General features: G+C 71.2%; 18 protein-coding genes. 4 read left to right on the forward strand and 14 right to left on the reverse strand.

Annotation, left to right across the window (positions count from 1 at the left end; translation table 11 throughout):
- Positions 1-36: 36 nt before the first annotated feature.
- From MJ604_RS21705 to lepA, 5 genes are all read right to left on the reverse strand, one after another.
- Positions 37-1,875: a long-chain fatty acid--CoA ligase gene (locus tag MJ604_RS21705; protein ID WP_243060801.1), complete on the reverse strand. Its 1,839-nt coding sequence runs from the start codon at positions 1,873-1,875 to the stop codon at positions 37-39.
- A 51-nt stretch (positions 1,876-1,926) separates the two neighbouring features.
- Positions 1,927-2,529, reverse strand: coding sequence for an MOSC domain-containing protein (locus tag MJ604_RS21710; RefSeq protein ID WP_243060802.1), 603 nt, complete (start codon positions 2,527-2,529; stop codon positions 1,927-1,929).
- 19 nt (positions 2,530-2,548) lie between these two features.
- Positions 2,549-3,493 carry a hypothetical protein gene (locus tag MJ604_RS21715; protein WP_243060803.1) on the reverse strand — a complete coding sequence of 315 codons (945 nt, stop codon included), beginning with the start codon at positions 3,491-3,493 and terminating at the stop codon, positions 2,549-2,551.
- An 86-nt stretch (positions 3,494-3,579) separates the two neighbouring features.
- Positions 3,580-4,497, reverse strand: coding sequence for an aminoglycoside phosphotransferase family protein (locus MJ604_RS21720; protein WP_243060804.1), 918 nt, complete (start codon positions 4,495-4,497; stop codon positions 3,580-3,582).
- Complete coding sequence (lepA, locus tag MJ604_RS21725; RefSeq protein WP_243060877.1) at positions 4,497-6,359, reverse strand: translation elongation factor 4; 1,863 nt, start codon at positions 6,357-6,359, stop codon at positions 4,497-4,499. The genes MJ604_RS21720 and lepA overlap by 1 nt, the downstream gene beginning before the upstream one ends.
- A gap of 93 nt (positions 6,360-6,452) precedes the next feature.
- Between lepA and MJ604_RS21730 the strand changes: the two genes are divergently transcribed.
- Together MJ604_RS21730 and rpsT are read left to right on the forward strand one after the other, a co-directional pair.
- The gene (locus MJ604_RS21730; RefSeq protein WP_243060805.1) at positions 6,453-7,418 is read left to right on the forward strand and encodes a phosphotransferase family protein; all 966 of its coding nucleotides are present in this window, start codon (positions 6,453-6,455) and stop codon (positions 7,416-7,418) included.
- Positions 7,419-7,552: 134 nt separating this feature from the next.
- Entirely contained in the window at positions 7,553-7,813 is a 261-nt protein-coding gene (gene rpsT / locus MJ604_RS21735) for a 30S ribosomal protein S20 (protein ID WP_243060806.1), read from the forward strand.
- A 137-nt stretch (positions 7,814-7,950) separates the two neighbouring features.
- Here the strand turns inward: rpsT and holA are convergent, their stop codons facing one another.
- The 5 genes from holA to leuS all read right to left on the reverse strand — a co-directional run bounded on the left by holA (position 7,951) and on the right by leuS (position 15,397).
- On the reverse strand, positions 7,951-8,937 hold the full coding sequence (gene holA, locus MJ604_RS21740; protein ID WP_243060807.1) for a DNA polymerase III subunit delta: 987 nt from the start codon (positions 8,935-8,937) through the stop codon (positions 7,951-7,953).
- Positions 8,938-8,949: 12 nt separating this feature from the next.
- Entirely contained in the window at positions 8,950-11,199 is a 2,250-nt protein-coding gene (locus tag MJ604_RS21745; protein WP_243060808.1) for a ComEC/Rec2 family competence protein, read from the reverse strand.
- Between the two features lie 6 nt (positions 11,200-11,205).
- The gene (locus tag MJ604_RS21750) at positions 11,206-11,967 is read right to left on the reverse strand and encodes a helix-hairpin-helix domain-containing protein (protein WP_243060809.1); all 762 of its coding nucleotides are present in this window, start codon (positions 11,965-11,967) and stop codon (positions 11,206-11,208) included.
- Positions 11,968-12,058: 91 nt separating this feature from the next.
- On the reverse strand, positions 12,059-12,913 hold the full coding sequence (locus MJ604_RS21755) for a DegV family protein (protein ID WP_243060810.1): 855 nt from the start codon (positions 12,911-12,913) through the stop codon (positions 12,059-12,061).
- 9 nt (positions 12,914-12,922) lie between these two features.
- On the reverse strand, positions 12,923-15,397 hold the full coding sequence (gene leuS / locus MJ604_RS21760; RefSeq protein ID WP_243060811.1) for a leucine--tRNA ligase: 2,475 nt from the start codon (positions 15,395-15,397) through the stop codon (positions 12,923-12,925).
- Positions 15,398-15,556: 159 nt separating this feature from the next.
- On the opposite strand from leuS, the gene MJ604_RS21765 reads away from it, so the two are divergent.
- Positions 15,557-16,318: an SDR family NAD(P)-dependent oxidoreductase gene (locus MJ604_RS21765; protein WP_243060812.1), complete on the forward strand. Its 762-nt coding sequence runs from the start codon at positions 15,557-15,559 to the stop codon at positions 16,316-16,318.
- A gap of 309 nt (positions 16,319-16,627) precedes the next feature.
- Here MJ604_RS21765 and MJ604_RS21770 read toward each other — a convergent pair whose 3' ends face one another.
- Positions 16,628-18,775, reverse strand: a complete 2,148-nt coding sequence (locus MJ604_RS21770) for a PhoX family phosphatase (protein WP_243060813.1) — start codon at positions 18,773-18,775, stop codon at positions 16,628-16,630.
- Between the two features lie 204 nt (positions 18,776-18,979).
- On the opposite strand from MJ604_RS21770, the gene MJ604_RS21775 reads away from it, so the two are divergent.
- Positions 18,980-20,434: an NAD(P)/FAD-dependent oxidoreductase gene (locus MJ604_RS21775; protein ID WP_243060814.1), complete on the forward strand. Its 1,455-nt coding sequence runs from the start codon at positions 18,980-18,982 to the stop codon at positions 20,432-20,434.
- On the opposite strand, the gene MJ604_RS21780 is transcribed toward MJ604_RS21775, so the two are convergent.
- The 3 genes from MJ604_RS21780 to MJ604_RS21790 all read right to left on the reverse strand — a co-directional run bounded on the left by MJ604_RS21780 (position 20,421) and on the right by MJ604_RS21790 (position 23,279).
- A complete protein-coding gene (locus MJ604_RS21780) occupies positions 20,421-20,846 on the reverse strand; it encodes a VOC family protein (protein WP_243060815.1) in 426 nt (141 codons plus the stop codon). The two genes, MJ604_RS21775 and MJ604_RS21780, sit on opposite strands and share 14 nt — an antisense overlap.
- Before the next feature lie 61 nt (positions 20,847-20,907).
- Positions 20,908-21,585 (reverse strand): HAD family hydrolase, encoded by a 678-nt coding sequence (locus tag MJ604_RS21785; RefSeq protein ID WP_243060816.1) that lies wholly within the window; start codon positions 21,583-21,585, stop codon positions 20,908-20,910.
- Between the two features lie 35 nt (positions 21,586-21,620).
- Positions 21,621-23,279 carry an acyl-CoA synthetase gene (locus MJ604_RS21790; protein ID WP_243060817.1) on the reverse strand — a complete coding sequence of 553 codons (1,659 nt, stop codon included), beginning with the start codon at positions 23,277-23,279 and terminating at the stop codon, positions 21,621-21,623.
- Positions 23,280-23,340: the final 61 nt, after the last annotated feature.

Below are 23,340 nucleotides of genomic sequence, written 5' to 3' on the forward strand. Positions count from 1 at the left end.
GTCAATCGGTGATCGAGCTCCGCCTCGCGTTCCCGATCAGTTGTAGAACGCGTCGATCCGGTCCTTGTTGTTGCCCTCGACGACGTTGCGCTTCACCTTCATCGACGGGGTGAGCTCGCCGGACTCGATGGTCAGGTCGTGGTCGAGGATCTCCCACTTCTTGATGGTCTCCCAGCGGTTCAGGCGGGAGTTCAGCTCGTCGATGTAGCCGCTGACCATCGTCTTGACCGCGTCCGAGCCGACGATCTCGGTGTACGACTTGCCGGCCTGGCCGTTCTCCTCGGCCCACGCGGCGATGGCGTCCGGGTCGAGGGTGATCAGCGCGACGACGAAGTTGCGCTCGCTGCCGAACACCAGGAACTGGCTGGTGTAGGGGCAGATCGCCTTGAACTTCGACTCGATCGCCGTCGGGGCGACGTACTTGCCGCCCGAGGTCTTGAAGAGGTCCTTGATCCGGCCGGTGATGGTGAGGAAGCCGTCGGCGTCCAGGCTGCCCTTGTCGCCGGTGTGCAGCCAGCCGTCGGCGGTCAGCGTCTTCGCGGTCTCCTCCGGCAGGTTGTGGTAGCCGGCCATGATGTGCGGACCGCGGAGCATGACCTCGTCGCCCTCGCCGATCTTGACCTCGCTGCCCGGGAGCGCGGGGCCGACCGAGCCGATCTTGTAGCTGCTCGGGTGGTTGACCGTCGCGCCGGCGGCGTTCTCGGTCATGCCGTAGCCCTCGAGGATGAGGATGCCGGCGGCGTGGAAGAACGCCGCGATCTCGGAGTTCAGCGCCGCGGAGCCGGAGATGAAGAACCGGACCCGACCACCGAAGCGGGCGCGCACCTTGCTGAACACCAGCTTGTCGAACAGCCCGTGCTGGAGGTTGAGCAGCGCCGGGACCTTCTTGCCCTCCAGCTTGAGCTGGTCGACCTTGATGCCGACCTCGAAGGCCTTGTTGAAGATCTTCTCCTTGGCACCGCCCTCGGCGGCCTGCATGGTGACGATCCGGCTGTGCGCCTTCTCGAAGATGCGCGGCGCCGCGCCCATGAACGTCGGCTTCACGATCGCGCAGTTGTCGACGATCTTCTCGACCCGGCCGTCGACCGCGGTCGCGAAGCCGCAGGCGAGCTGCGCGGACAGCAACACCTTGCCGAACGAGTGCGCCATCGGCAGCCACAGGAACTGCAGGTCGTCCTCGTGCAGGATGTCCTGCACCTGGATCGCGGTGCCCTCGTAGACCCACGAGCGGTGCAGCAGCCGGACGCCCTTGGGCCGGCCGGTGGTGCCGGAGGTGTAGATCAGCGTCGCCAGCTGGTCGGGCGCGATCGCGCGCGAGGTCTCCTCGACCACGCCGGGGTGCTCGGCGAGGTAGGCCTCGCCGAGCTTCGCGAGGTCGTCGAGACCGATCACCCAGTCGCCGTCGACGGCGCCGTCGAACGTGACGACCTTGCCGACGTGCGGCAGCTCGGCCTTGTGCTCCTTGAGCTTGGCGATCTGCTCGTCGTCCTCGGCGAAGACGACCTTGCTCTCCGAGTCGCCGAGGATGTACGACGTGTCCTCGGAGTTCGTGGACGGGTAGACCGTGGTGGTGGCGCCGGCGGCGCACATGATCGCGAGGTCGGCCAGGATCCACTCGTAGCGGGTGCCGGACACGATGCCGACGCGCTGCTCGGACTGCAGGCCGAGCGAGAGGAGGCCGGCCGCGAGCTTCTCGACCAGGTCGCCGACCTGCGTCCAGGAGACCGACTCCCACGCCTCACCCCGCGGATAGCGGAACGCCTCCTTGGGGCCGGAGGCGGCTACACGGTCGAGGAACTGGACCGCGACGTTCTGGGTCAGGTTGTCGACGAAGGACGAGTCGAAGTTGGGCGCCTGGCTGGCCTGGGCGGTCATGGTCACTCCTGCGAGGTGGCCGAGAGGAACGGGGTTGCGGAGTAACCTAGATCACGATTCCAACTCGCGGGTAGCAAGTACCGACTTCGACACGAGCCTCCGGAACATCGCGCTCACCGTGACGCCGTGGCCGGGCCGGTGCACGACCCGGATCTCGTCGCCTGCCGCGACCTCGCCCTCGACCACGACCCGCAGGTACGGACCCGGCCGGGCGGCCTCGGAGAAGCGCCTGGCCCACCCACGGTTGTCGAGACCGTTGACCCGCAGCCAGGAGCTGAACGTCTGGCACGGCGTGCGAATGCCGGCGACCTCGAGCTCCGCCGACCCGATCAGCCACCGCTCACCGATCTCGGCCTCGTTGACGTCGATGCCGGAGGTGGTGAGGTTCTCGCCGAAGAACCCGTCCGGGAGGTCCCGGCCGAGCTCGCGGCCCCAGAGGTCGAGGTCCTCGCGCGCGAAGGCGTACACCGCCTTGTCCACCCCGCCGTGGTGCTTGCGGTTCGACACCTGGTCGCCGTCGAGACCGAGGGACCGCACCGCGACCCGGCCGGTCACGGGGTCCTTCTGGATGGCGGTACGCCGCCCGCGGGTCCACGACACCTCGCGCGGCGTACCGACGTTCACCGACACGACGATGGGGGCGGGTGTCACCACGCCCCCATCGTCGCAGGCGTCAGGGAGCCGTCGTGACGGTGACCAGCGGGTCGGCGGCGTCGCCGGTACTCGTCACGTACGTCGCCGCCGCGGCGTCACCGAGCTGCGCGCGCAACCAGAGCGCCGCCCAGCGGGCCGCCTCGTCGATGCTCGCCGACTGGCTCAGCGACTGCGGCCCGACCTCGGCGTCGGCGCCCGACGGGTTCTGGGTGTTGGTGATCCCGTAGTGGTTCGCACCGCTCAGCCGGACGATCTGCTTCGGGCCGCGCTGGATCTTCGCGTAGGTCGTCTCCGCCTGCGCGGGCTCCGCGACGCCGTCCTCCTGGCCCTGCACCAGCTGGACCGGGATCTTGTTGTCGACGTTCGCGTACGAGCCCAGGAACTCGTTGTGGGTGCCGTAGAACGACCCGGCCTTCACCTGGCTCGGCAGCGTGAACGACAGGCCGGTGCAGAACGGGATCGAGCACTTGCTCTCGGCGATCGACAGGCCGGTCGCGCCACCGAAGGAGTGGCCGAGCAGCACCAGCGTGCTGGTGTCGATGTGGCTCTTCAACGGCGAGGTCGCCAGCGCGTTCTCGCTGGTCATCCAGCTGAGCGTCTCGCCGATCTGGCTGGTCGAGGTGTAGTAGTCGAGACTGAAGAAGTTGAGGCGCCGGTGGTTCGGCGTCACCACGATGAAGCCGTACGACGCGACCTCGGCGGCGTACTCCGAGTAGTGCATCCGGTGCACCTTGCCGCCCTGGAGCAGCAGCGCGACCGGCAGCGTCCCGGTGACGTCGGTCGGGTAGTAGACGTTGGTGCCGTCGTTGGTGATCTGCGACTGGTACGTCGAGACCGGCACCTGGGTGACCGGCGAGACCACGTCGGCCTGGGCGGCGAGGGGCGCCGCCACCGGCACGGCGAGGCCGGCGAGCGCGAGGGTCAGGGCAGCGAGAACAGAACGTCGTCGGGGGGCCGAGGCCATGCTGTGCACCTTCCGTAGATGATATATCGTGCACAGATTGGCGACTGCCCGGTCGCCGCGCCTAGCCCTGGTCTCGCCGGTCGAGATCAGTCCTGGACGGACTTCACGATCGCCACGCAGCGGGTGAGGTACTCGTCGTCCGGCGTCTGCCGCCGGGTGCCCGGCGGGTCCTGGAGCCGCCACAGCGCGTTGACCAGCATCCGGAGGATGACCCAGTCGCGGGCGCGGTCCTCGTCGAGCCCGGCCGCGTCGACCACGGCGTGGAAGCGCGCCCGGACCCCTCGCCTGATTCCCTGCCCAGGAGGGGCTGCGAGCTCGTCCCAGCGGTTCCAGAGCAACGGCGCGACCTCGTAGTGCGGGTCACCGCTGAGCGGCTTCGGGTCGATCGCCAGCCACGGTTCCCGGTCGCCCGCCAGCACGTTCGCGTAGTGCAGGTCCGTGTGGACCAGTCGGCCGTCGGTGTCCTCGTCCGCGGCGAACCTCCGGCCGAGCGACACCGCCTGCTCCACCAGCCGCCGCGGCAGCGGGGCGTCGCGCGGCAGCCCGGCCAGCTCATCGCTCCAGCGGCGTACGCACGAGGAGAGCGTGACCAGCTGCGGCGGCGCCGGGACGTGCAGCCCGGCGTACAGCCCGCCGACGATCTCGCAGGCCTCGACGTCCCACAGCTCGCCGAGGTCCTCCCGATGCAGCCGCTCGAGCAGCAGCGCGAACCGGTGCGGGTCGGCCCGGAGGAGCTGGACGGCGCCGCGGCCGTGCCAGTGCTGGAGCGCGAGGTGCTCGTGCTCGGCCTCCCAGTGCGGCCAGCCGACCTTGAGCGCCGCCGGCCGCCCGCTCGTCGTGCGCACCGGCACCACGACCGCGCAGAACCCGTGGGTCGCCTCGCCGTCGACGCTCAGCTCCCACTCCTCGACGAGGCCGCGCAGCAGCGCCGGGAGCCGGTCGAGCCAGGCCGCGAACTCCGGGCCGCGCGCGGCGTACGCCAGGAACGACTCAGGAAGCTGCACTACTTCTTGGTCTTCTCCGTCGGCTGGGTCGTGGAGAGCGCCGCGACGAAGGCCTCGGGCGGGACCTCGACGGTGCCGATGTTCTTCATCCGCTTCTTGCCGGCCTTCTGCTTCTCGAGCAGCTTGCGCTTGCGGGAGATGTCACCGCCGTAGCACTTCGCGAGGACGTCCTTGCGGATCGCGCGGATGTTCTCGCGGGCGATCACGCGGGCGCCGATGGCGGCCTGGATCGGGACCTCGAACTGCTGCCGCGGGATGAGCTCCTTGAGCTTGCCGGCCATCATCACGCCGTACGCGTAGGCGGCGTCCTTGTGCACGATCGCCGAGAACGCGTCGACCGGCTCGCCCTGGAGCAGCACGTCGACCTTCACGAGGTCGGCCGCCTGCTCGCCGGAGCGCTCGTAGTCCAGCGAGGCATAGCCCTTGGTGCGCGACTTCAGCTGGTCGAAGAAGTCGAAGACGATCTCGCCCATCGGCAGCGTGTAGCGCATCTCGACGCGGTCCTCGGACAGGTAGTCCATGCCCTGGAGGGTGCCGCGCTTGGTCTGGCAGAGCTCCATGATCGTGCCGATGTAGTCGCTCGGGCTCAGGATCGTGGCGCGGACGACGGGCTCGCGCACCTCCGCGATCTTGCCCTCGGGGAACTCGCTCGGGTTCGTGACCTCGAACTCCGAGCCGTCGTCCATCAGCACGCCGTAGACGACGTTGGGCGCGGTCGAGATCAGGTCGAGGTTGAACTCGCGCTCGAGCCGGTCACGGGTGATCTCCATGTGGAGGAGCCCGAGGAAGCCGATCCGGAAGCCGAAGCCGAGGGCGCCGGAGGTCTCGGGCTCGTAGGTGAGCGCCGCGTCGTTGAGCTGCAGCTTCTCGAGCGCCTCGCGCAGGTCGCCGAACTGGTCGCCGTCGATCGGGTAGAGGCCCGCGTAGACCATCGGGTTGGGGTGCTTGTAGCCGCCGAGCGACTCCGTGGCGCCGCCGTGCTGGGTGGTGACCGTGTCACCGACCCGCGACTGGCGGACGTCCTTCACGCCGGTGATCAGGTAGCCGACCTCGCCGACACCGAGCTCGCCCGCCTTCACCTGCTCGGGGCTGATCACGCCGAGCTCGAGGAGCTCGTGGGTGGCACCGGTCGACATCATCTTGATCCGGTCGCGGTGGTTGAGCTTGCCGTCGACGACCCGGACGTAGGTGATCACGCCGCGGTAGGTGTCGTAGACCGAGTCGAAGATCAGCGCACGGGCCGGCTGGTCGGCCTCGCCGACCGGCGGCGGCGTCTCCTTGACGATGTGGTTGAGCAGGGCCTCGACGCCGAGGCCGGTCTTCGCGCTGACCTGGAGCACGTCGCTCGGGTCGCAGCCGACCAGGCCGGCGAGCTCCGCGGCGTACTTCTCCGGGTTCGCGCTCGGCAGGTCGATCTTGTTGAGCACCGGGATGATGTGCAGGTCCGCGCCCATGGCGAGGTAGAGGTTCGCCAGCGTCTGCGCCTCGATGCCCTGCGCCGCGTCGACGAGCAGGATCGCGGCCTCGCACGCCTCGAGCGAGCGGGAGACCTCGTAGGTGAAGTCGACGTGCCCGGGGGTGTCGATCATGTTCAGCACGTAGGTGCCCGGCTCGGCGCCCTCGTCGTTGCCGGCGGGGACGGTCCAGGGCATCCGGACGGCCTGGCTCTTGATCGTGATGCCGCGCTCGCGCTCGATGTCCATCCGGTCGAGGTACTGCGCCCGCGCGGCGCGCTCGTCGACCACGCCGGTCAGCTGGAGCATCCGGTCGGCCAGGGTCGACTTGCCGTGGTCGATGTGGGCGATGATGCAGAAGTTGCGGATGATCGCCGGGTCGGTGTGGCCAGGCTTCGGCGCGTTCAGGTTGGGCACAGACGTCTCTCGGTCATGCGAACTGGGGACGTTCCAGTCTCCCACAGGACCGTGCGCGGACCTGCGTCCGCGAGGATGTGCGGCGTGAGCGCCGTACGCCTTCCCACGACCATCCCGCACGGCCGGACCGCCCGCAGGCTCGAGTGGCCGCACCTGCCGCCGCACGTCCGCGCGGTGATCGAGCAGCGCTGCGGCTCGCCGGTGACGTCCGCGGAGTCGCAGGGCGCGGGCTTCACGCCCGGCTTCGCCTCCGTGCTGACGTGCGAGGACGGGTCGCGGCACTTCGTGAAGGCAGCGTCGCTGAAGGCGCAGCGGATGTTCGCGGAGGCCTACCGGGAGGAGGCCGCCAAGCTGGCCGCCCTGCCCGAGGGCACCCCGGCGCCGCGGCTGCTGTGGACCCACGACGCCGACGACTGGATGGTGCTCGCCACGGAGTACGTCGACGCCACCCAGCCCCAGCGACCGTGGCGGGCCGCGGACCTGGAGCGCTGCCTGGAGATGACCGCGGCCGCCGCCGAGCTGCTCACGCCGGCACCCGCCGGGCTCGAGCTGCCGACCTTCGCCGAGGAGTACGCCGACTGGCCCGCCCTCTGGGACCGGGTGCGCCTGTCCCCTCCGGACCTCCCCGGGCTGGCCGAGCACCTGGACGAGGCGGCGGAGCTCGCCACCCGGTTCCCGGAGGTCACCGCGGGCGCCACCGTCGTCCACATGGACATCCGTGACGACAACGTGCTGCTGGTCAGTGACGGCCGGACGCTGCTGTGCGACTGGAACTTTCCGGTCGCCGGTGCGGCCTGGCTCGACACCGCGCTGCTGATGATCGGCCCGCGGGGTGACGGCCACGACGTGGACGCCCTGCTGGCCGCCTCGCCGGTCACCCGGGGCGTCCCGGCCGAGTCCCTCGATGTCGTGCTCGCACTGGTCACGGGCTACTTTCTGTTCTCGGCGGCGCAGCCGGTGCCGCCGACCTCGCCGCACGTGCGCGACGCCCAGCGTTGGCAGGGCGAGGTGTGCTGGGCCTGGCTGGCCGAGCGGCGCGGGTGGGCCTGACTGGTTCGAGACGGGCCGGATTTGGGCGGCGGAGCGGGCCTGCGCTAACCTTTTACGTCGCGTGTCTGGCTGTCCGCACGCCGTACGCACCACAGACATATCCCGTAACCACATCGACGACGAAGGCGCATCTAGTGGCGAACATCAAGTCCCAGATCAAGCGGAACAAGCAGAACGAGAAGCGTCACGAGCGCAACAAGGCCGTCAAGACCGGCCTGAAGTCCGCCGTCCGCAAGTTCCGCGAGGCCGCCGAGGCCGGCGACAAGGAGGCCGCGGTCACCCTCGGCCGCGACGCCGCCAAGAAGCTCGACAAGGCCGCCTCCAAGGGCGTCATCCACAAGAACCAGGCCGCGAACCGCAAGTCCGCGATCGCCAAGAAGGCCGCCGCTCTCTGAGCCAGCCTTCCGGTCGGCCCGTCAGAACTCCGGTTCTGGCGGGCCGTTCTGTATGTGAGCTGCCCCCAGCCTGGGCCTGAGCCTGCGAAGGATCGAGGAGCGACCGGCGTATCGAGATCGGTCGGCTCCAGGCGGAGCTACCGCGGGTCGCGGAGCTCGGTGATCGTCAGGACCAGCCGCTCGAGCGTGTACGCCGGGTCGCTCGCGGCGCCCTTGATGTCGGCGTCGGCGGCCGCGATCGCGCGGATGGCGCGGGCGATGCCGCCGTCGGACCAGCCCCGCGACTGGTCGCGGATCGTGCGCAGCTTCCACGGCGGCACGCCGACCTCGCGGGCGAGGTCCGCCTCGCGCATGCCGCGCGGCGCGGACTTGTAGCGGGCCACGCCGCGGGCGCCGCCGGCGAACGCGGAGGTGACCAGGACCGGCGCCGTACCGCCGTCGAGAGCCCAGCGCAGCTCCTCGAGCGCCGCGGTGCGCCGACCCCAGAACGCCGCGTCGGCCACGGCGAAGGACTTGGCCTCGGCGCGACCGCCGAAGTACTGCTTCACGCGGGCCTCGGTCAGCGGCTGGCCCGGGAAGTCGTTGGCGAGCTGGTGCGCGGCGGCCGACAGCGAGCGGAGGTCCTGCCCGACGGCCTGGACCAGGAAGTCGGCCGCCTCCGAGTCGATGGTCGAGCCGTGGCGGCGCACCTCGGCGGCGACGAAGCCGGGGAACTCCGAGGGCCGCAGCTCGCCGGACTTCGACTCGGTCACGGCGGGCAGCTTGCGGAGCTTGGTGAGCGTGCCGCTGCCCTTCTGGCCGCCGCCGTGGACCAGCACCAGGGCGACGTCCTCGGACGGTGCGGCGACGTAGCCGAGCAGCCCCTCGATCGACTCGTCGGGGAGGTTCTCCAGGTTGCGGACCACGACGCAGCGGATGCTCGAGAACAGCGACGGCGCCGAGAGCTCGCCGAGCGTGGCGAGGGTCAGGTCGGAGGCGAGGGTCTCGGAGAGCTCCGACTCGGCGTCGTGGTGACGAACGGCATCGCGGACCGCGGTGACGGTGCGCTCGTTGAGGAACTCCTCCTTGCCGGTCACCAGGGTGATCCGGCCGAGGACGTCTGCCGCGCGAGGTGAGCCTGCCATGGTGCGGCAACCCTAACGGGTGCCCACCGACAGTCCGCCGCCGTCCTCGACGACCGCGACGTCGCCGTCCAGGTCGGTGCGCAGCACCTGGGTGCCGGCGTCAGCGAGGGGCTCCAGCGTGGTCGCCGCGGGGTGCCCGTAGTCGTTGTCCTCCCCCACCGAGACCAGCGCGATCCGGGCGCCGAGGGACAGCAGCCAGTCCTCGTCCTGATAGCGGCTGCCGTGGTGCGGCACCTTGAGCACATCGACGGCCAGGCTCGGGTACGCCCGCGCCAGCGCGGCCTGTCCTTCGGGCTCGAGGTCCCCGGTCAGCAGCATCCGCACGCCGCGCACCTCGACGAGCAGCACCACGCTGGCGTCGTTGGCGGTGCTGCCGTCGCCCGGTCCCGACGTCGGGGAGTCCGGCGGCGGCCAGAGCGCCTGGAGGGACACCTGGCCGACGCTCCGGACGCCGCCGTACGGCGCGGGCTCCGGGTCGGCGACGGCGTCGACCTCGGCCACCCCGGCGGGCGGGTCGAGCAGCCGCGTGGTCTCGACGGCGCCGACCGAGCGGCCGTCGTAGACACCGCTGATCCCGTCGACGTGGTCGGCGTGGAAGTGGGTCAGCACGAGCAGCGGCACCTGGGTGATCTCCAGCCGGTCCAGGCAGGAGTCGACCGCGTGCGGGTCCGGACCGGCGTCGACCACGACCGCCGCGTGCGGGCCGGCGTTGAGCACCAGGGCGTCGCCCTGCCCGACGTCGCAGGCGACCAGGAGCCAGCCGTCCGGCGGCCATCCGGGCGTCGGCGGCCGGACCAGCACGCCCGCGACCAGCAGCACGCAGCAGCCGAGGCCGGTCACCGGGCGGCGTAGCAGGTGCGGCCCGGCGAGCGCGATCGCGGCGACCAGCACCGTGAGCAGGACGAGCGCACCCGCGCTGGTCCCCCACCCGACCGCTGCCGTGGGCAGGTCGGCGCAGCGGGTCGCCACCGCGACGATCCACGCGACGCACCAGCCCGCGAGCGTGCCGAGCAGCCGGCCGCCACCCGGCCAGAGCAGGCCGACCAGCCCACCGGCGAGACCCAGGACCGTGGCCGGCGCGACCGCCGGCGCGGCGGCGAGGTTCGCTGCCACCGCGACCAGGCTGACCTGCCCGGAGATCGCGGCCACGACCGGCGTGCAGGCGAGCTGGGCGGACGCGGGGATCGCGATCGCCTCGGCGACCCAGCGGGGCAGCCAGCGCGCCATCGCGTCGCGCCATCCCGGCGCGAGGAACAGGATGCCCGCGGTCGCGAGCACCGACAGCGCGAACCCCGCCGAGACCGCGAGACCGGGCTGCACCAGCAGCAGCACGACCACGGCCACCCCGAGCGCGCGGGCGCCGCGGCGGCGACCGTCGGTCCCCATCGCGAACAGCGCGACCGTGCCCATGACCGCCGCCCGGAGCACGCTGGGCTCGGTGCGGGCGAGCAGCACGAAGCCGACGATCCCGGCGGCGCCGACCACGTACAGCCAGCGACCGCGGACCCGGCACCACCGGGCGAGCACCAGGAGGAAGCCGACCACGAGCGTGAGGTTCGTCCCCGAGACCGCGAGCAGGTGGGTCAGGCCGGTGGTCCGGAAGTCCTCGGCCAGCGCCGGGTCGAGGCCGGTGTCGTCGCCGTCGACCAGCGCGGGCACCAGCGCCCGCTGGGCCGCCGGCCGGTGCTCGACCGAGTCGCGCACCGAGGCCCGCACCGCGGCGGCGCCACGCCACCACACGTCGGGAGCGGTGAGCTCCTCGGGCGGACCGCGGGCACCCAGCACCGCCGCCAGGTCGTCGCCATCGGCCTCGGAGAGCCGGCCGGAGGCCGCCACCGTGGCGCCCAGCCGGACCGACTCCCACGCGGGGTCGGCGAGCACGAGGACCGGCGCGGACAGGGTGTGGGTCTCGCCCCGCCCGGTCACCTCGGAGACGTCGAGCCGCACCAGGACGACCGGGCCGTAGCGCCCCTCGGACCGGCGCGGGTCCGACGACACCGTGCCGACCACCCGCACCGCGGCTCCGTCGGCCGCCAACGACGCGACCGGGCTGCGCTCGACCTGCTCGATCCGCAACGTCGTCACGGCGGCGACCGCCCCCAGCACCAGCGCCGCCCCGACGACCGTGCGCGACCGGCCCGCCACCGCGACGGCGAGCGCGAGTCCGGCAGCGAAGGCCGGCACCCACCAGCCCGCCCCGCGAGCGCCGAGCGCGCCGGCCCAGGCCGCCGCGGCCAGCAGCGGCATCCGCAGGTCCGGCACCGGACGTCACACCGTGACATGCGGGGCCAGCTGCTCGAGCGTCGCGTCGCCGATGCCGTCGACCTCGAGGAGCTCGTCGACCGCGGTGAACCCGCCGTGCTCGTCGCGCCACGACAGGATCGCCAGGGCGGTCACCGGTCCGACCTCGGGCAGCGCCTCCAGCTCGGTCTGGCCCGCGGTGTTCAGGTTGACCAGCGCCCCGGCCGGCTCGCCGGCAGCGGCGGCCGCCGCCGTCACCCCGGTCGGCACCGCGACCCCGACGAGCACCTGCTCACCGTCCACCAGGAGCCGGGCGAGGTTGAGGCTCGACAGGTCCACCCCGGGCCGCGCTCCCCCGGCCGCCTCGATCGCGTCGACCACCCGGGAGCCGGCGTCGAGCACCACGATGCCCGGGCGGCGCACCTTCCCCGCCACGTCGACGGTGACCCCGCTGGCGGCCGCGGGACCGGCCCCGACCGGACTGACCTCGGTGAGCGGCTCGTCCGGCGCCGCCGCGGTGACCGGACTGAGCGCGGGCGCCTCCACGCGGTCGGCGTCACCGCGCACCACGAACCAGCAGGTGACGGCCAGGCCGACGGCCACCAGCACGGCGACCACCGCCAGCTGGGCGGTGCCGAGGGTGACCCGGCCCGCCGCGTGCCGGCCGGGAACCGACACCGACGGCACCGACGGCACGGTCGGGTCGGCGCGACCGAGCTCGGCGCTCAGCAGCGCGAGCCGGCGGGAGACGGCTTCCTGGTGCTCGGGGCTGGATCGACGAGGGGGCATGCGAACGACGCTAGGCAGCGTCGCCGACTCCGAGCGGGCCGGCGGCGACCGGCTGTGGAGACCGGGGCGGAAGGCGGGGCTGTGGACGGAGTCAGGTCCGCGGCGCGACGCAGACGGCGATCATCCCGGGCCCGACGTGCGCACCCAGGACGGCACCCAGCTCGCCGCACCAGACCTCGCGGCCCCCGAGGTTCGCCGCGAGCCGCTCGGCCAGCTTCTCCGTGAGCACGCCGGCGCGGTCCGGGTTCGCCAGGTGCGCGACGCAGACGTCGACCTGCTGCTCGCCGGCCGCCTGGACGGCGAGCTCCTCCAGGCGGGCCAGCGCCCGGCCCGACGTACGCACCCGCTCGAGCGAGGCGACCTTGCCGTCCTCGATCTGCAGCAACGGCTTCACCGCCAGCGCGCCACCGAGCAGGGCAGCCGCGGCACCGATCCGGCCACCGCGGCGCAGGTACTCCAGCGTGTCGACGTAGAACAGCGACGACGACGCCTCCGCCCGCGCGCGGGCCGCCTCGGCGGCCTCCTCGGCGCTCCCGCCCGCATCGAGCACGTCGGCCGCGGCGAGCGCGGCGTACCCCGTGGCGACGCCCACCTGCCGGGTGTCGACGGCGTGCACCGGGACCGACGCGTCGCGCGCCGCGAGCTGCGCGGACTCGAACGTTCCGCTCATGTCGCCGGACAGGTGGACCGAGACGATCGCGGTCGCGCCACCGGCGGCGGCCTTCTCGTACACCTCGAGCAGCGCCGCCGGCCCGGGACGCGACGTGCTGACCGGCTTCCACTCCTTGAGCGCGGCGGCGACCAGCTCCGGCGTCGCGCCGTCGGCGCCCTCGTCGTACACGGTCGCGCCGATCACCACCTGCAGCGGCACGACCACGATGCCTCGCTCGGCCGCCACCTCCGGAGGGAGACTGGCGGTCGAGTCCGTGACGATCACGACCGGCATGCGAGGAGATTAGACGACGACGTTGACCAGCTTGGGCGCACGCACGATCACCTTGCGCACCGGCCGGCCGTCGATCGCCCTGATGACGCCCTCGTCGGCCAGCGCCAGCTGCTCCAGGTCGGCCTCGGAGATGTCCGGGGCGACCTCCAGGCGGGCCTTGACCTTGCCCTGGATCTGGACGACCGCGGTCACCGACTCCTCGACCAGCAGTGCCGGGTCGACGGCCGGCCAGCCGGCGCGCGCGACGGTCGGCTCGTGGCCCAGCCGCTCCCACATCTCCTCGGCGGTGTACGGCGCGACCAGCGACAGCAGGATCGCAACGGCCTCGGCGGCCTCGCGCACGGCCGGGTCCTCCGGGCCGCAGCCCGAGTCGATGGCCTTGCGGGTGGCGTTCACCAGCTCCATCACCCGGGCGATCATGACGTTGAAGCGGTAGCCCTCGACCAGCTCGGCCGCGTCGTGCACGGTACGCGCGGTGACCCGGCGCAGCGCGACGTCGCCGCCCTCGGCGGGCGTACCGGCCGGCGACGAGACGTCGCCGGACAGCCGCCAGGCGCGCTGCAGGAACCGCAGCGAGCCGGCCGGGGACATCTCGGCCCAGTCGATGTCGTCCTCGGGCGGGCCTGCGAAGACCAGGGTCAGCCGGATGGCGTCGACTCCGAACTCCGCGAGCTGGTCGCCCAGGTTGACGCCGTTGCCCAGCGACTTGCTCATCTTCTTGCCGCGGTTGATGACGAAGCCCTGGTTCAGCTGGGCGGCGAACGGCTCGCCGACACCCAGCATCCCCATGTCGCGCAGCACCTTGGTGAAGAAGCGCGCGTACAGCAGGTGCAGGACGGCGTGCTCGACGCCACCGACGTAGATGTCGGCCGACATCCAGGTCTTGGCCTTCTCGACGTCGAACGGTCCCTCGGTGTAGCCCGGCGAGCAGTAGCGCAGGAAGTACCACGACGAGTCGACGAACGTGTCCATCGTGTCGCTGTCGCGCTTGGCCGGGCCGCCACAGGTCGGGCACTCGACGTTGACCCAGTCCTCGGCCGCGGCCAGCGGCGAGACGCCCTTGGGCTTCAGGTCGGCGCCGCGCAGCTCCGGCAGCTCCAGCGGCAGCTGGTCGTAGGGAACCGGGACCTCGCCGTCCTTCTCGCAGTGGATGACCGGGATCGGCACGCCCCAGTAGCGCTGGCGGCTCAGCAGCCAGTCCCGCAGCCGGAAGTTCACGGTGCCCTCGCCGGCACCGTCGGCCTGCAGCCGCTCGATGATCGCGTGGATGCCGGCGGCCTTGTCGGTCAGCCCGTCCAGCGACCCGGAGTTCACGTAGACGCCGTTGCCGGTGGTGGCCTCGTAGGTCTCCTCCGGGTTCGGCTCACCGGTGTCCACCACGCGACGGACCGGCAGGTCGAACTTCTTGGCGAAGTCCAGGTCGCGCTGGTCGTGCGCGGGCACCGCCATGATCGCGCCGGTGCCGTAGTCGGCCAGCACGTAGTCGGCCGCCCACACCGGGATCCGCTCGCCGTTGACCGGGTTCACGGCGTGCACGCCCAGGAAGACACCGGTCTTCGGGCGGTCGGTCGACAGCCGGTCGACCTCGGTCGACTTGCGGACCTCGGTCAGGTACTCGTCCAGCGCCGCGCGCTGCTCGTCGCTGACCAGGTCGGCGGCCAGCTTCGCGTCGGCGGCTACGACCATGAACGTCGCGCCGTACAGCGTGTCCGGTCGCGTCGTGTAGACGGTGATCGGCTCGTCGCGGCCCTCGACCGCGAACGACACGTGCGCGCCCTCGGAGCGGCCGATCCAGTTGCGCTGCGCGGTGACCACGCGCGCCGGCCAGGTGGCCTCCAGGTCGTCCAGGCAGTCCAGCAGCTCCTGGGCGTACTCCGTGATCTTGAAGTACCACTGGGTCAGCTCGCGCTTGGTGACCTCGGCGCCGCACCGCTCGCACTTGCCGTCGACGACCTGCTCGTTGGCCAGCACGGTCTGGTCGTTGGGGCACCAGTTGACCGGGCTGTTCTTGCGGTAGGCCAGGCCCCGCTCGCGGAACTTCAGGAACAGCCACTGCGTCCAGCGGTAGTACTCCGGGTCGGAGGTGTGCAGCCGGCGCGACCAGTCGAACGAGATCCCGTAGCGCTTGAACGACTCGTACTGCGTCTCGATGTTGGCGTAGGTGTACGTCGCCGGGTGCTCGTTGTTGCGGATGGCGGCGTTCTCAGCCGGCAGGCCGAAGGAGTCCCAGCCCATCGGGTTCATGACCTCGAAGCCGCGCTGCCACCAGTACCGCGCGATCACGTCGTGCAGCGCGGTGACCTCGGCGTGGCCCATGTGCAGGTCGCCGCTCGGGTACGGGAACATCGTCAGCGCGTACTTCTTCTCGCGCGGCGAGTCGTCGTCGGCGCGGAAGGGCTGCAGCTCGTCCCACACGGGCAGCCACTTGTCCTGCACCGCCGCCACGTCGTACGCCGCGGGCTCGTGGGTGTCCTGCTCGCTCATCTCGGTCTCTTCCATGTCTCGGGGCGGACTCTGCTCATCACAGGGGGCTCAGGGCACAAAAAAGCCCCTCGGTCACGAGGGGCAGCCGCGACGACGTGTGCGTGTCGACGCGGCTAGGTAAGGAGCGAGTTCATCCGCATACCCGTCATGCTACCTCCCATGACGCTCATCGACATGTTCCGCCTCGACGGCAAGGTCGCCGTCGTCACCGGCGCCTCCAGCGGTCTCGGGGTCGCCTTCGCCCAGGGCCTGGCCGAGGCGGGTGCCGACCTCGCGCTCGGCGCCCGCCGGGTGGACCGGCTCGCCGACACCGCCGCGCTCGTCGAGGCTGCCGGCCGCCGCGCGCTCAACGTCGAGACCGACGTGGCCGACCCGGAGGCCTGCACGAACCTGGTCGCCCTGGCGATGGAGGAGTTCGGCCGGGTCGACATCCTCGTGAACAACGCCGGCATCGGTACGGCGGTCCCCGCGACCCGTGAGACGCCCGAGCAGTTCCGGCAGGTCGTCGACGTCAACCTCAACGGCTGCTACTGGATGGCGCAGGCGTGCGGCCGGGTGATGCAGCCCGGTTCGAGCATCATCAACATCAGCTCGGTCCTCGGCCTCACCACGGCCGGCCTCCCCCAGGCGGCGTACGCCGCGTCGAAGGCAGGCCTGATCGGGCTGACCCGCGACCTCGCCCAGCAGTGGACCGGACGGAAGGGCATCCGCGTGAACGCGATCGCCCCCGGCTTCTTCACCTCGGAGATGACCGACCAGTACCCGCCGGGCTACCTCGAGTCCCAGGAGCCGCGGATCCCCACGGGCCGCAAGGGCGACCCGGCCGAGCTCGCCGCCACCGTGGTCTTCCTCGCCTCCGACGCGGCCGGCTACATCACCGGCCAGACCCTCGCGGTCGACGGCGGGATGACCATCACGTGAGGTCCGTTGACGGTTTCACCATGTTAAGTGGGTGAACCCGTCGACGGCGGGATGACCATCACGTGAGGTCCGTTGACGGTTTCACCATGTTAAGTGGGTGAACCCGTCGACGGCGGGATGACCATCACGTGAGGTCCGTTGACGGTTTCACCATGTTAAGTGGGTGAACCCGTCGACGGCGGGATGACCATCACGTGAGGTCCGTTGACGGTTTCACCATGTTAAGTGGGTGAACCCGCACTTCTCATGGCGTGCACGCCGTGAGAAGTGCGGGTTCGCCTGCATCACATGGTGAAGCTGCGACGAGCGTCAGCGCTGCCGGTAGGCCACGCAGACCGACGGGATCGGGAAGTCGTGCGTGTGCGGCCACGTGCTCGCCGGCGCCTCGAAGGTCGCTCCCGACACCTCACCGGGGTGCTGGGGGGCGAAGAACACCGACTGGTCCTTGTCGTAGACCAGCGGACCGCAGCACTCCGCGCCCTTCGGCACGGTCAGGAACGCCTGGACCTGACCACGGCTCGCGCCGCTGACCGGGACTCGGTAGAGCGCATCGTTGCCGCCGAGCGTCCCGGGCATGCCGTCGGTCGAGATCCACAGGTTGCCCTGCGAGTCGAAAGCCAGGTTGTCCGGGCAGCTGATCGCGCTGACCTTGGTCTTGTCGAACCCCGCGAAGTAGGTCTCCGGAGCGTCCGGGATGCCGCAGACCAGCATCAGGTCCCAGGTCGCCGTCGGCTTGGTGTGGTCCCCCCCGGCCGGGGTGATCTCGAGGACGTAGCCGTTCCGGTTGCCCGAGGCGCTCGTGGGCGCCGACACCGGGCTGGTGCGGACCATCGACGACCCGACCGGGTTGGCCTCGTTGACCGGCAGTGCGGCCGTCCCTCGGTTGGAGTTGTTGGTCAGAGCGACGTAGAGCTTCTTGTTGACCGGGTTGACCTCGACGTCCTCGGGACGGTCCATCTTCGTCGGTCCGACCAGGTCGGCGGCCTGACGGGTGAAGACAAGTACCTCCGCGACGGTCATGCCCTCGACGAAGGACGTCGTGTCGGAGCACAGCGGGATCCACTCGACCGAGCCGTCGTACGGCGCCGTCGGTGCGCTCTGGTCGGCATCGTTCCCGGTGAGCTTGGCGACGTAGAGGGTGCCCTTGTCGAGCAGCGTCATGTTCTTCTTGCGCGCCTTCTCGTTGCCGCCGACGACGCCCTTGGGGTCGAACTTCCCGGCCGAGACGAGCTTGTAGATGTAGTCGCCCCGCTCGTCGTCTCCGGAGTAGGCGACGACGTTGCCGTTCTTCGCGACGACGACGTTGGCGCCCTCGTGCTTGAACCGGCCGAGCATCGTGTGCTTCACCGGCGTCGAGGACTTGGCGAACGGGTCCAGTTCGACGATCCAGCCGAAGCGGTGCGGCTCGTTCGGCTCGGCGGCAAGGTCGAACCGGTCGTCCACCGTGTGCCACTTGCGCGGGTCGCCCGCGCTCTTCGCGATGCCGTAGCGGGTGTACGCGTTCGTCAGCGTCTGGCCGCTCGCGAGCTGCGGCCCGGCCGGCACGTCGCCATCGGTGTTGAAGTACTGATTGAAGTTCTCCTCGCCCGACAAGATCGTGCCCCAGGGCGTCATACCACCCGCACAGTTGTTGAACGTGCCCTTGACGCTCGCCCCGGTCGGGTCGGCCGTGGTCTGCACGAGGGCGTGGCCGGCGGCGGGGCCGGTCAGCTTGAAGGTGGTGTCGGCATTGATCCGCCGGTTGTACGTCGTCTTGCCGACCGGCACCTGGTACCACGAGCCGGGGACCCGGCCACGCTCGATCTCGACCACCGACATGCCGTGCCAGTAGATGCCGAACTCGGCGAGCTGAGCCTGTGTGTACCTGCCGGCGGGGTACATGACCGCCGTGTCGTCGTACTCGTGGTTGACCGTCATCAACGCGCGGGCCTTGTTCTTGGGGTGCGGGAAGACGCCGACGTAGTCGTTGTTCCAGCCGAACACGCGCTTGAGGCCGTCGACGGTGAGGTTGTTGATGTCGAACGCCGGCGCCCCGGCGAGGACTGCGTCGCCCGCACTGATGATGACGTTGTGGTCGAAGCCGTCCGCCAGGACGACCGCGTCGCGCCGGTTCGGGGCGACCGGACTGAACTTCGACGAGGCGAGGGGTCCACCCTTGGCGGCAGCAGGGGCGGCGGCCTCGACCGCGGCGGCCGCCAGCGAGCCGGCGCCCCCGACGGACACGACCAGAGCTCCGGCTCCGATGGCGGCGCCGCGCACCACCGCGCGTCGACCGATGGCCGATGCGATCACGTCCTTGAACTCGGGGTTGTCCGAGGTGTTCGGGATGGGGTGGTCGCAGGCGTTGCCGCACTTGAACAGGCACGTCAGGTACGAGCGAGAACCGTGCCGGTTTCCGTCCTGCACCAACGGAAGCAACTTCGGCTGCGGAGCGGGGTTGGTCGGGGTGGTCGTCATCTGTGTTGTTTCTCCCTCACCGGAATGTCTGGACACGACGGCGTCACGCTAGGGACGGCCGGTGGAGGAAACGGTGGTGCAAGCATGTCGCCGACATGAACGGACGGCGTACTCCGGGCGGCAGCCCCGGCTCGTGAGCCGCGCACGAGCGCCCCACGGACACGTGAACGGCGAGCGGCGTCGTACTCCCGGTATGTTCTGGCCATGACTCTCCGCGTGGTCGTCATCGGTGCCGGGTTCGGCGGGCTCGGCGTGGCGCGCGCGCTGCGCGAGGCCGGGGTCCGCGACATCACCATCCTCGAGCGCGCCGACGACGTCGGCGGCGTGTGGCGCGACAACACCTATCCCGGGGCCGCGTGCGACGTCCCGTCGCCGCTCTACTCCTGGTCCTGGGCGACGAACCCCACCTGGGGGCGGCGGTACTCCGGCCAGGCCGAGATCCTCGACTACATCCGGCGGACCGCCGCGGCCGAGGGCCTGCTCGACCTGGTCCGCACCGGCACCACCGTCACCTCTCTGGAGTACGTCGACCACGCGTGGCGGGTCACAACCGACTCCGACGTGCTCGAGGCCGACCTGGTCGTGTGCGCGACCGGCCAGCTGTCGAACCCGGTCGTGCCGGCCGTCCCCGGCGCGGAGACCTTCGCCGGCCCGGTGTTCCACTCGGCGCAGTGGCGCCACGACGTCGACCTGACCGGCAAGCGGGTCGCGGTGGTCGGCACCGGCGCGAGCGCGATCCAGTTCGTGCCGGGCATCGCGGACCGGGTCGCCTCGATGACGGTGTTCCAGCGCTCCGCGCCGTACGTGCTGCCGAAGCCGGACACCGGCTACACCGCGCGCCACCACCAGCTGTTCGAGAAGTACCCGAGGGTGCCCGCGGGCGAGCGCCGGCTGACGTACTGGATCACCGAGCAGTTCAACGGTGCCCTCGAGGGCACCTCCCCCATCGCGAAGCCGCTGATGGCGACGCTGCGCGCGACGTGGAGGCTGCAGCTGCGCCGCCAGGTCCGCGACCCGGAGCTGCGCCGCAGGCTGGTGCCGGACTACGAGATGGGCTGCAAGCGGGTGCTGTTCTCGAACGACTGGTACCGCGCGCTGGACCGCGACCACGTCGACCTGACGAACTCGCCGGTGACCGCGGTCGAGCCGGGCGGGGTCCGCACCGGCGACGGCACGCTGCACGAGGCGGACGTGCTGATCTGGGGCACCGGGTTCGCCGCGACGGACTTCCTCGGGGGCCTCGACGTCCGCGGCGCCGACGGCACCTCGCTCAAGGAGCTGTGGGCCGACGGCGCCCGCGCGCACCTCGGCATGGCGATGCCGGGCTTCCCCAACCTGTTCGTGGTCTACGGCCCCAACACCAACCTCGGCGGCAGCTCGATCATCAACATGCTCGAGTCGCAGGCCGGCTGGATCGCCCAGGTCGCCCGCCGGATCGAGGACGGGAAGGCGCGCCGGCTCGCCGTGCGGCCCGAGGTCTGGCAGGCCTACGACACCGAGATGCAGCGGCGCCTCGGCGACAGCATCTGGTCGGGCTGCGACAGCTGGTACCGCGACGGACAGCGGATCACCACGAACTGGCCCGGACTGGTAGCGGAGTACAAGCGGCGGACCGCGACCGTCGACTGGTCCGAGCTGGAGGAGGTCAGCTCGCAGTAGACCCTGCGATGTTGACCATCCAGCCGACGCCGTACTTGTCGGTGAACATGCCGAAGGAGTCGCCCCACGGCGCCTTCTCCAGCGGTACGCCGACGGTGCCGCCGGCGCTGAGCCCGTCGAACCAGCCGCGCAGCGTGGGCTCGTCGTCGCCGCTGAGCGAGATGGAGCCGTTCGCGACGTCGCCGCCGGTGTCCATGTGGCTCGGGACGTCGGCGCCCATCAGCTGCACGGAGTCGGAGACCACCAGCTGGGAGTGCATGACGAGGTCGAGCTCGTCCTCCGGCACGCCCATGCCGCCCTGGTCGCGGAACGTCATCGCGGTCAGCTCACCGCCGAGCACGGACTGGTAGAAGGACATCGCCTCCCGGGCCTGGGCGCGGAAGTTCAGGTAGGGGTTGAGGACGGTCGCCATGGTGGGCTCCTTCGGGAAGTGGGCGGGTCGGTGCCGGGTTGACCGGCGTCACCGCCGGAACTCATCGCACGCGAGGACCGTCCACCGACAGCGCCTCGCCGAGATGGTCGAGCAGGTCCGCGGGGTCGTCGTACACCGCCACCGCGCCGGCGTCGAGGAGCTCCTGGCGGCCGGAGCCGCCGGACAGCAGGCCGATCGTCGGGATGTCGAGGCGACGGGCGGCCTTGACGTCCCACACCGCGTCGCCGATCATCAGCGCCCGGCCGTCGCCGACCTTCTCCAGGGCGACGTCGAGCAGCTCCGGGTCGGGCTTGGACTCCTCGGCGTCCTCGCTGGTCGTCCACGCCCCGGCCCGCTCCTGCGCGTTGAGGAGGTAGAGCGCGTGCTCGGCGTGCCGCGGGATGCTCGAGCTGGCGAGCACGACCTTCAGCCCGGCCGCCCGCAGGCCGTCGAGCAGGTTGCGGGCGTACGGGAACAGCTTCGTGTCGCCGATGATCGCGTCGTACTCCTTCTGCCACAGCCCGCGGACCTCGTCGCCGTGCTCCTGCTCCACCTTGTCGCCGGCGACGTGGGCGACCAGCCGGTCGCCGCCCATCCCGATCGCGCGATGGATCCTCGCCACCGGAACGTGCCGCTTCAGGACCTGGTCGAACGCGCGCGACCAGGCGACGGAGTGGTGGTAGTTCGAGTCCAGGAGGGTGCCGTCGATGTCGAGGACGGCGACGTCGTAGTCAGCCACGGCGACTGGTACCCGGCTCGCGGCCGGCCGATGCGTCAGACGGGCGTCGCCTGCGCCTTCGCCCAGCGGTAGTCGGCCTTGCCGGACGGCGAGCGCTCGACCCGCGGCACCCGGACGATCGCCTTCGGCAGCTTGTAGCCGGCGATGTGCCGACCCGCCTCGGCCAGCAGCTCCTCGTCCGTGGCGGCGCTGTCGTCGTCGAGCTGGACGACCGCGACCACCTCGCTCCCCCACCGCTGTGACGGGCGGCCGACGACCACCACGTCGCGGACGGCGGGGTGCGCGACGAACGCGCGCTCGACCTCCTCGACGAACACCTTCTCCCCGCCGGTGTTGATCGTGACGCCGTCGCGGCCGAGCAGCTGGATCCGGCCGTCCTCGAGCAGGTTCGCGCGATCACCGGGGATCGAGAACCGCTCGCCGCCGATCACCGGGAACGTGCGCGCGGTCTTCTCCGCGTCGCCGAGGTAGCCCAGCGGCACCCGTCCGCGCTGGGCCAGCCAGCCGCCGCCCTCGCCCGGGTCGAGCACTCGGCTGAAGAGGTCGTCGACCACGGTGGTCGCGGTGACCGGCGTGAACGTTGCGGTGTCGGCCTCCATGCCCTTCAGCGACATCGAGCTCATCTGCAGCCCCGTCTCCGAGGCGCCGGCGGCGTCCATCACGATGATGTGCGGCAGCGCCGTCAGCAGCCGCTCGCGCACGGTCGGCGTCAGCGCCGCGCTGCCGTTGTTGACCGCGGCCAGCCCCGACAGGTCGTAGCTGCCACGCTCGATCTCCTCGACCAGCGGAAGCGCCACCGCGTCACCCACGACCGGGATGCTCACGGCCCGCTCGCGCTCCGCCACCCGGAGGACGTCGGCCGCGTCGAAGCGGCGTGCGTCGTCGGGGAGCACGATCTTGCCGCCGCCGGTGATCGTGTGGAACGTCGACCACTGGGCGGCGCCGTGCATGAACGGCGGGACCATCATCAGGCACATGCCGCCACCGCCGGCGACGGCCGCCTCCGCGATCTCGTCGTACGACGTCCGCGGCTCGTTGGTGCCGAACGGCGTGCCGCCCATCGACGTCACGTAGATGTCGTCGTTGCGCCAGAGCACGCCCTTGGGCATGCCGGTGGTGCCACCGGTGTAGAGCATGTAGAGGTCGTCGCCCGTCGGCACCGGCATCCCGCCGGCCGGCGCCGGGGTGGCCAGTACGGACTCGTAGTCGACCGCCCCGGGGAGCAGGTCGTGGCCGGAGTCGTCGGCGACCTGGATCAGGACGCCGAGGTCGGGCAGCCGGTCCCGGATCGCGGCGACCCGCGGGGCGAACTCCGCGTGGTAGACGAGCGCCTTGGTGCGGGCGTCGGTGAGCAGGTAGAGGAGCTCCTCCTCGACGTAGCGGTAGTTCACGTTGAACGGCGCCACCCGGGCGCGGTAGCCCGCGACCATGCCTTCGAGATACTCGCTGCCGTTGCGCAGGTACAGCCCGACGTGGTCCTGCCCGGACTCGTGCCCCTGCAGCCGGTCGCGCTCCGTGTGGCAGCCGAGGCCCTGGTCGGCGAGGTAGTGCGCGAGGCCGTCGGCGCGGGCGTCGGCCTCGGCGTACGTGAGCCGGCGGTCCCGCCAGACCAGCACCTCCTGGTCGGGCACCGCACGCGCGACCGTGGCGAACACCGTCGCGAGGTTGAAGCCGTCCGGACCGGGACCTGACATGCGCACCGCCTTGGTAGAACCGGTTCTCGTTTCGGCGATGCTAACCGCTCGGTGGCCGAGC

It is taken from the genome of Nocardioides sp. SR21, assembly GCF_022761125.1.
In the GTDB taxonomy this organism is placed as follows: domain Bacteria; phylum Actinomycetota; class Actinomycetes; order Propionibacteriales; family Nocardioidaceae; genus Nocardioides.

What these genes read in the sequence shown, in the direction of transcription:
- MJ604_RS21705 (WP_243060801.1), bottom strand. Translation starts at nt 1,875, where the DNA reads ATGACCGCCCAGGCCAGCCAGGCGCCCAACTTCGACTCGTCCTTCGTC.
- MJ604_RS21715 (WP_243060803.1), bottom strand. Translation starts at nt 3,493, where the DNA reads ATGGCCTCGGCCCCCCGACGACGTTCTGTTCTCGCTGCCCTGACCCTC.
- holA (WP_243060807.1), bottom strand. Translation starts at nt 8,937, where the DNA reads ATGGCAGGCTCACCTCGCGCGGCAGACGTCCTCGGCCGGATCACCCTG.
- MJ604_RS21750 (WP_243060809.1), bottom strand. Translation starts at nt 11,967, where the DNA reads ATGCCCCCTCGTCGATCCAGCCCCGAGCACCAGGAAGCCGTCTCCCGC.
- MJ604_RS21755 (WP_243060810.1), bottom strand. Translation starts at nt 12,913, where the DNA reads ATGCCGGTCGTGATCGTCACGGACTCGACCGCCAGTCTCCCTCCGGAG.
- leuS (WP_243060811.1), bottom strand. Translation starts at nt 15,397, where the DNA reads ATGAGCGAGCAGGACACCCACGAGCCCGCGGCGTACGACGTGGCGGCG.
- MJ604_RS21765 (WP_243060812.1), top strand. Translation starts at nt 15,557, where the DNA reads ATGACGCTCATCGACATGTTCCGCCTCGACGGCAAGGTCGCCGTCGTC.
- MJ604_RS21770 (WP_243060813.1), bottom strand. Translation starts at nt 18,775, where the DNA reads ATGACGACCACCCCGACCAACCCCGCTCCGCAGCCGAAGTTGCTTCCG.
- MJ604_RS21775 (WP_243060814.1), top strand. Translation starts at nt 18,980, where the DNA reads ATGACTCTCCGCGTGGTCGTCATCGGTGCCGGGTTCGGCGGGCTCGGC.
- MJ604_RS21780 (WP_243060815.1), bottom strand. Translation starts at nt 20,846, where the DNA reads ATGGCGACCGTCCTCAACCCCTACCTGAACTTCCGCGCCCAGGCCCGG.
- MJ604_RS21790 (WP_243060817.1), bottom strand. Translation starts at nt 23,279, where the DNA reads ATGTCAGGTCCCGGTCCGGACGGCTTCAACCTCGCGACGGTGTTCGCC.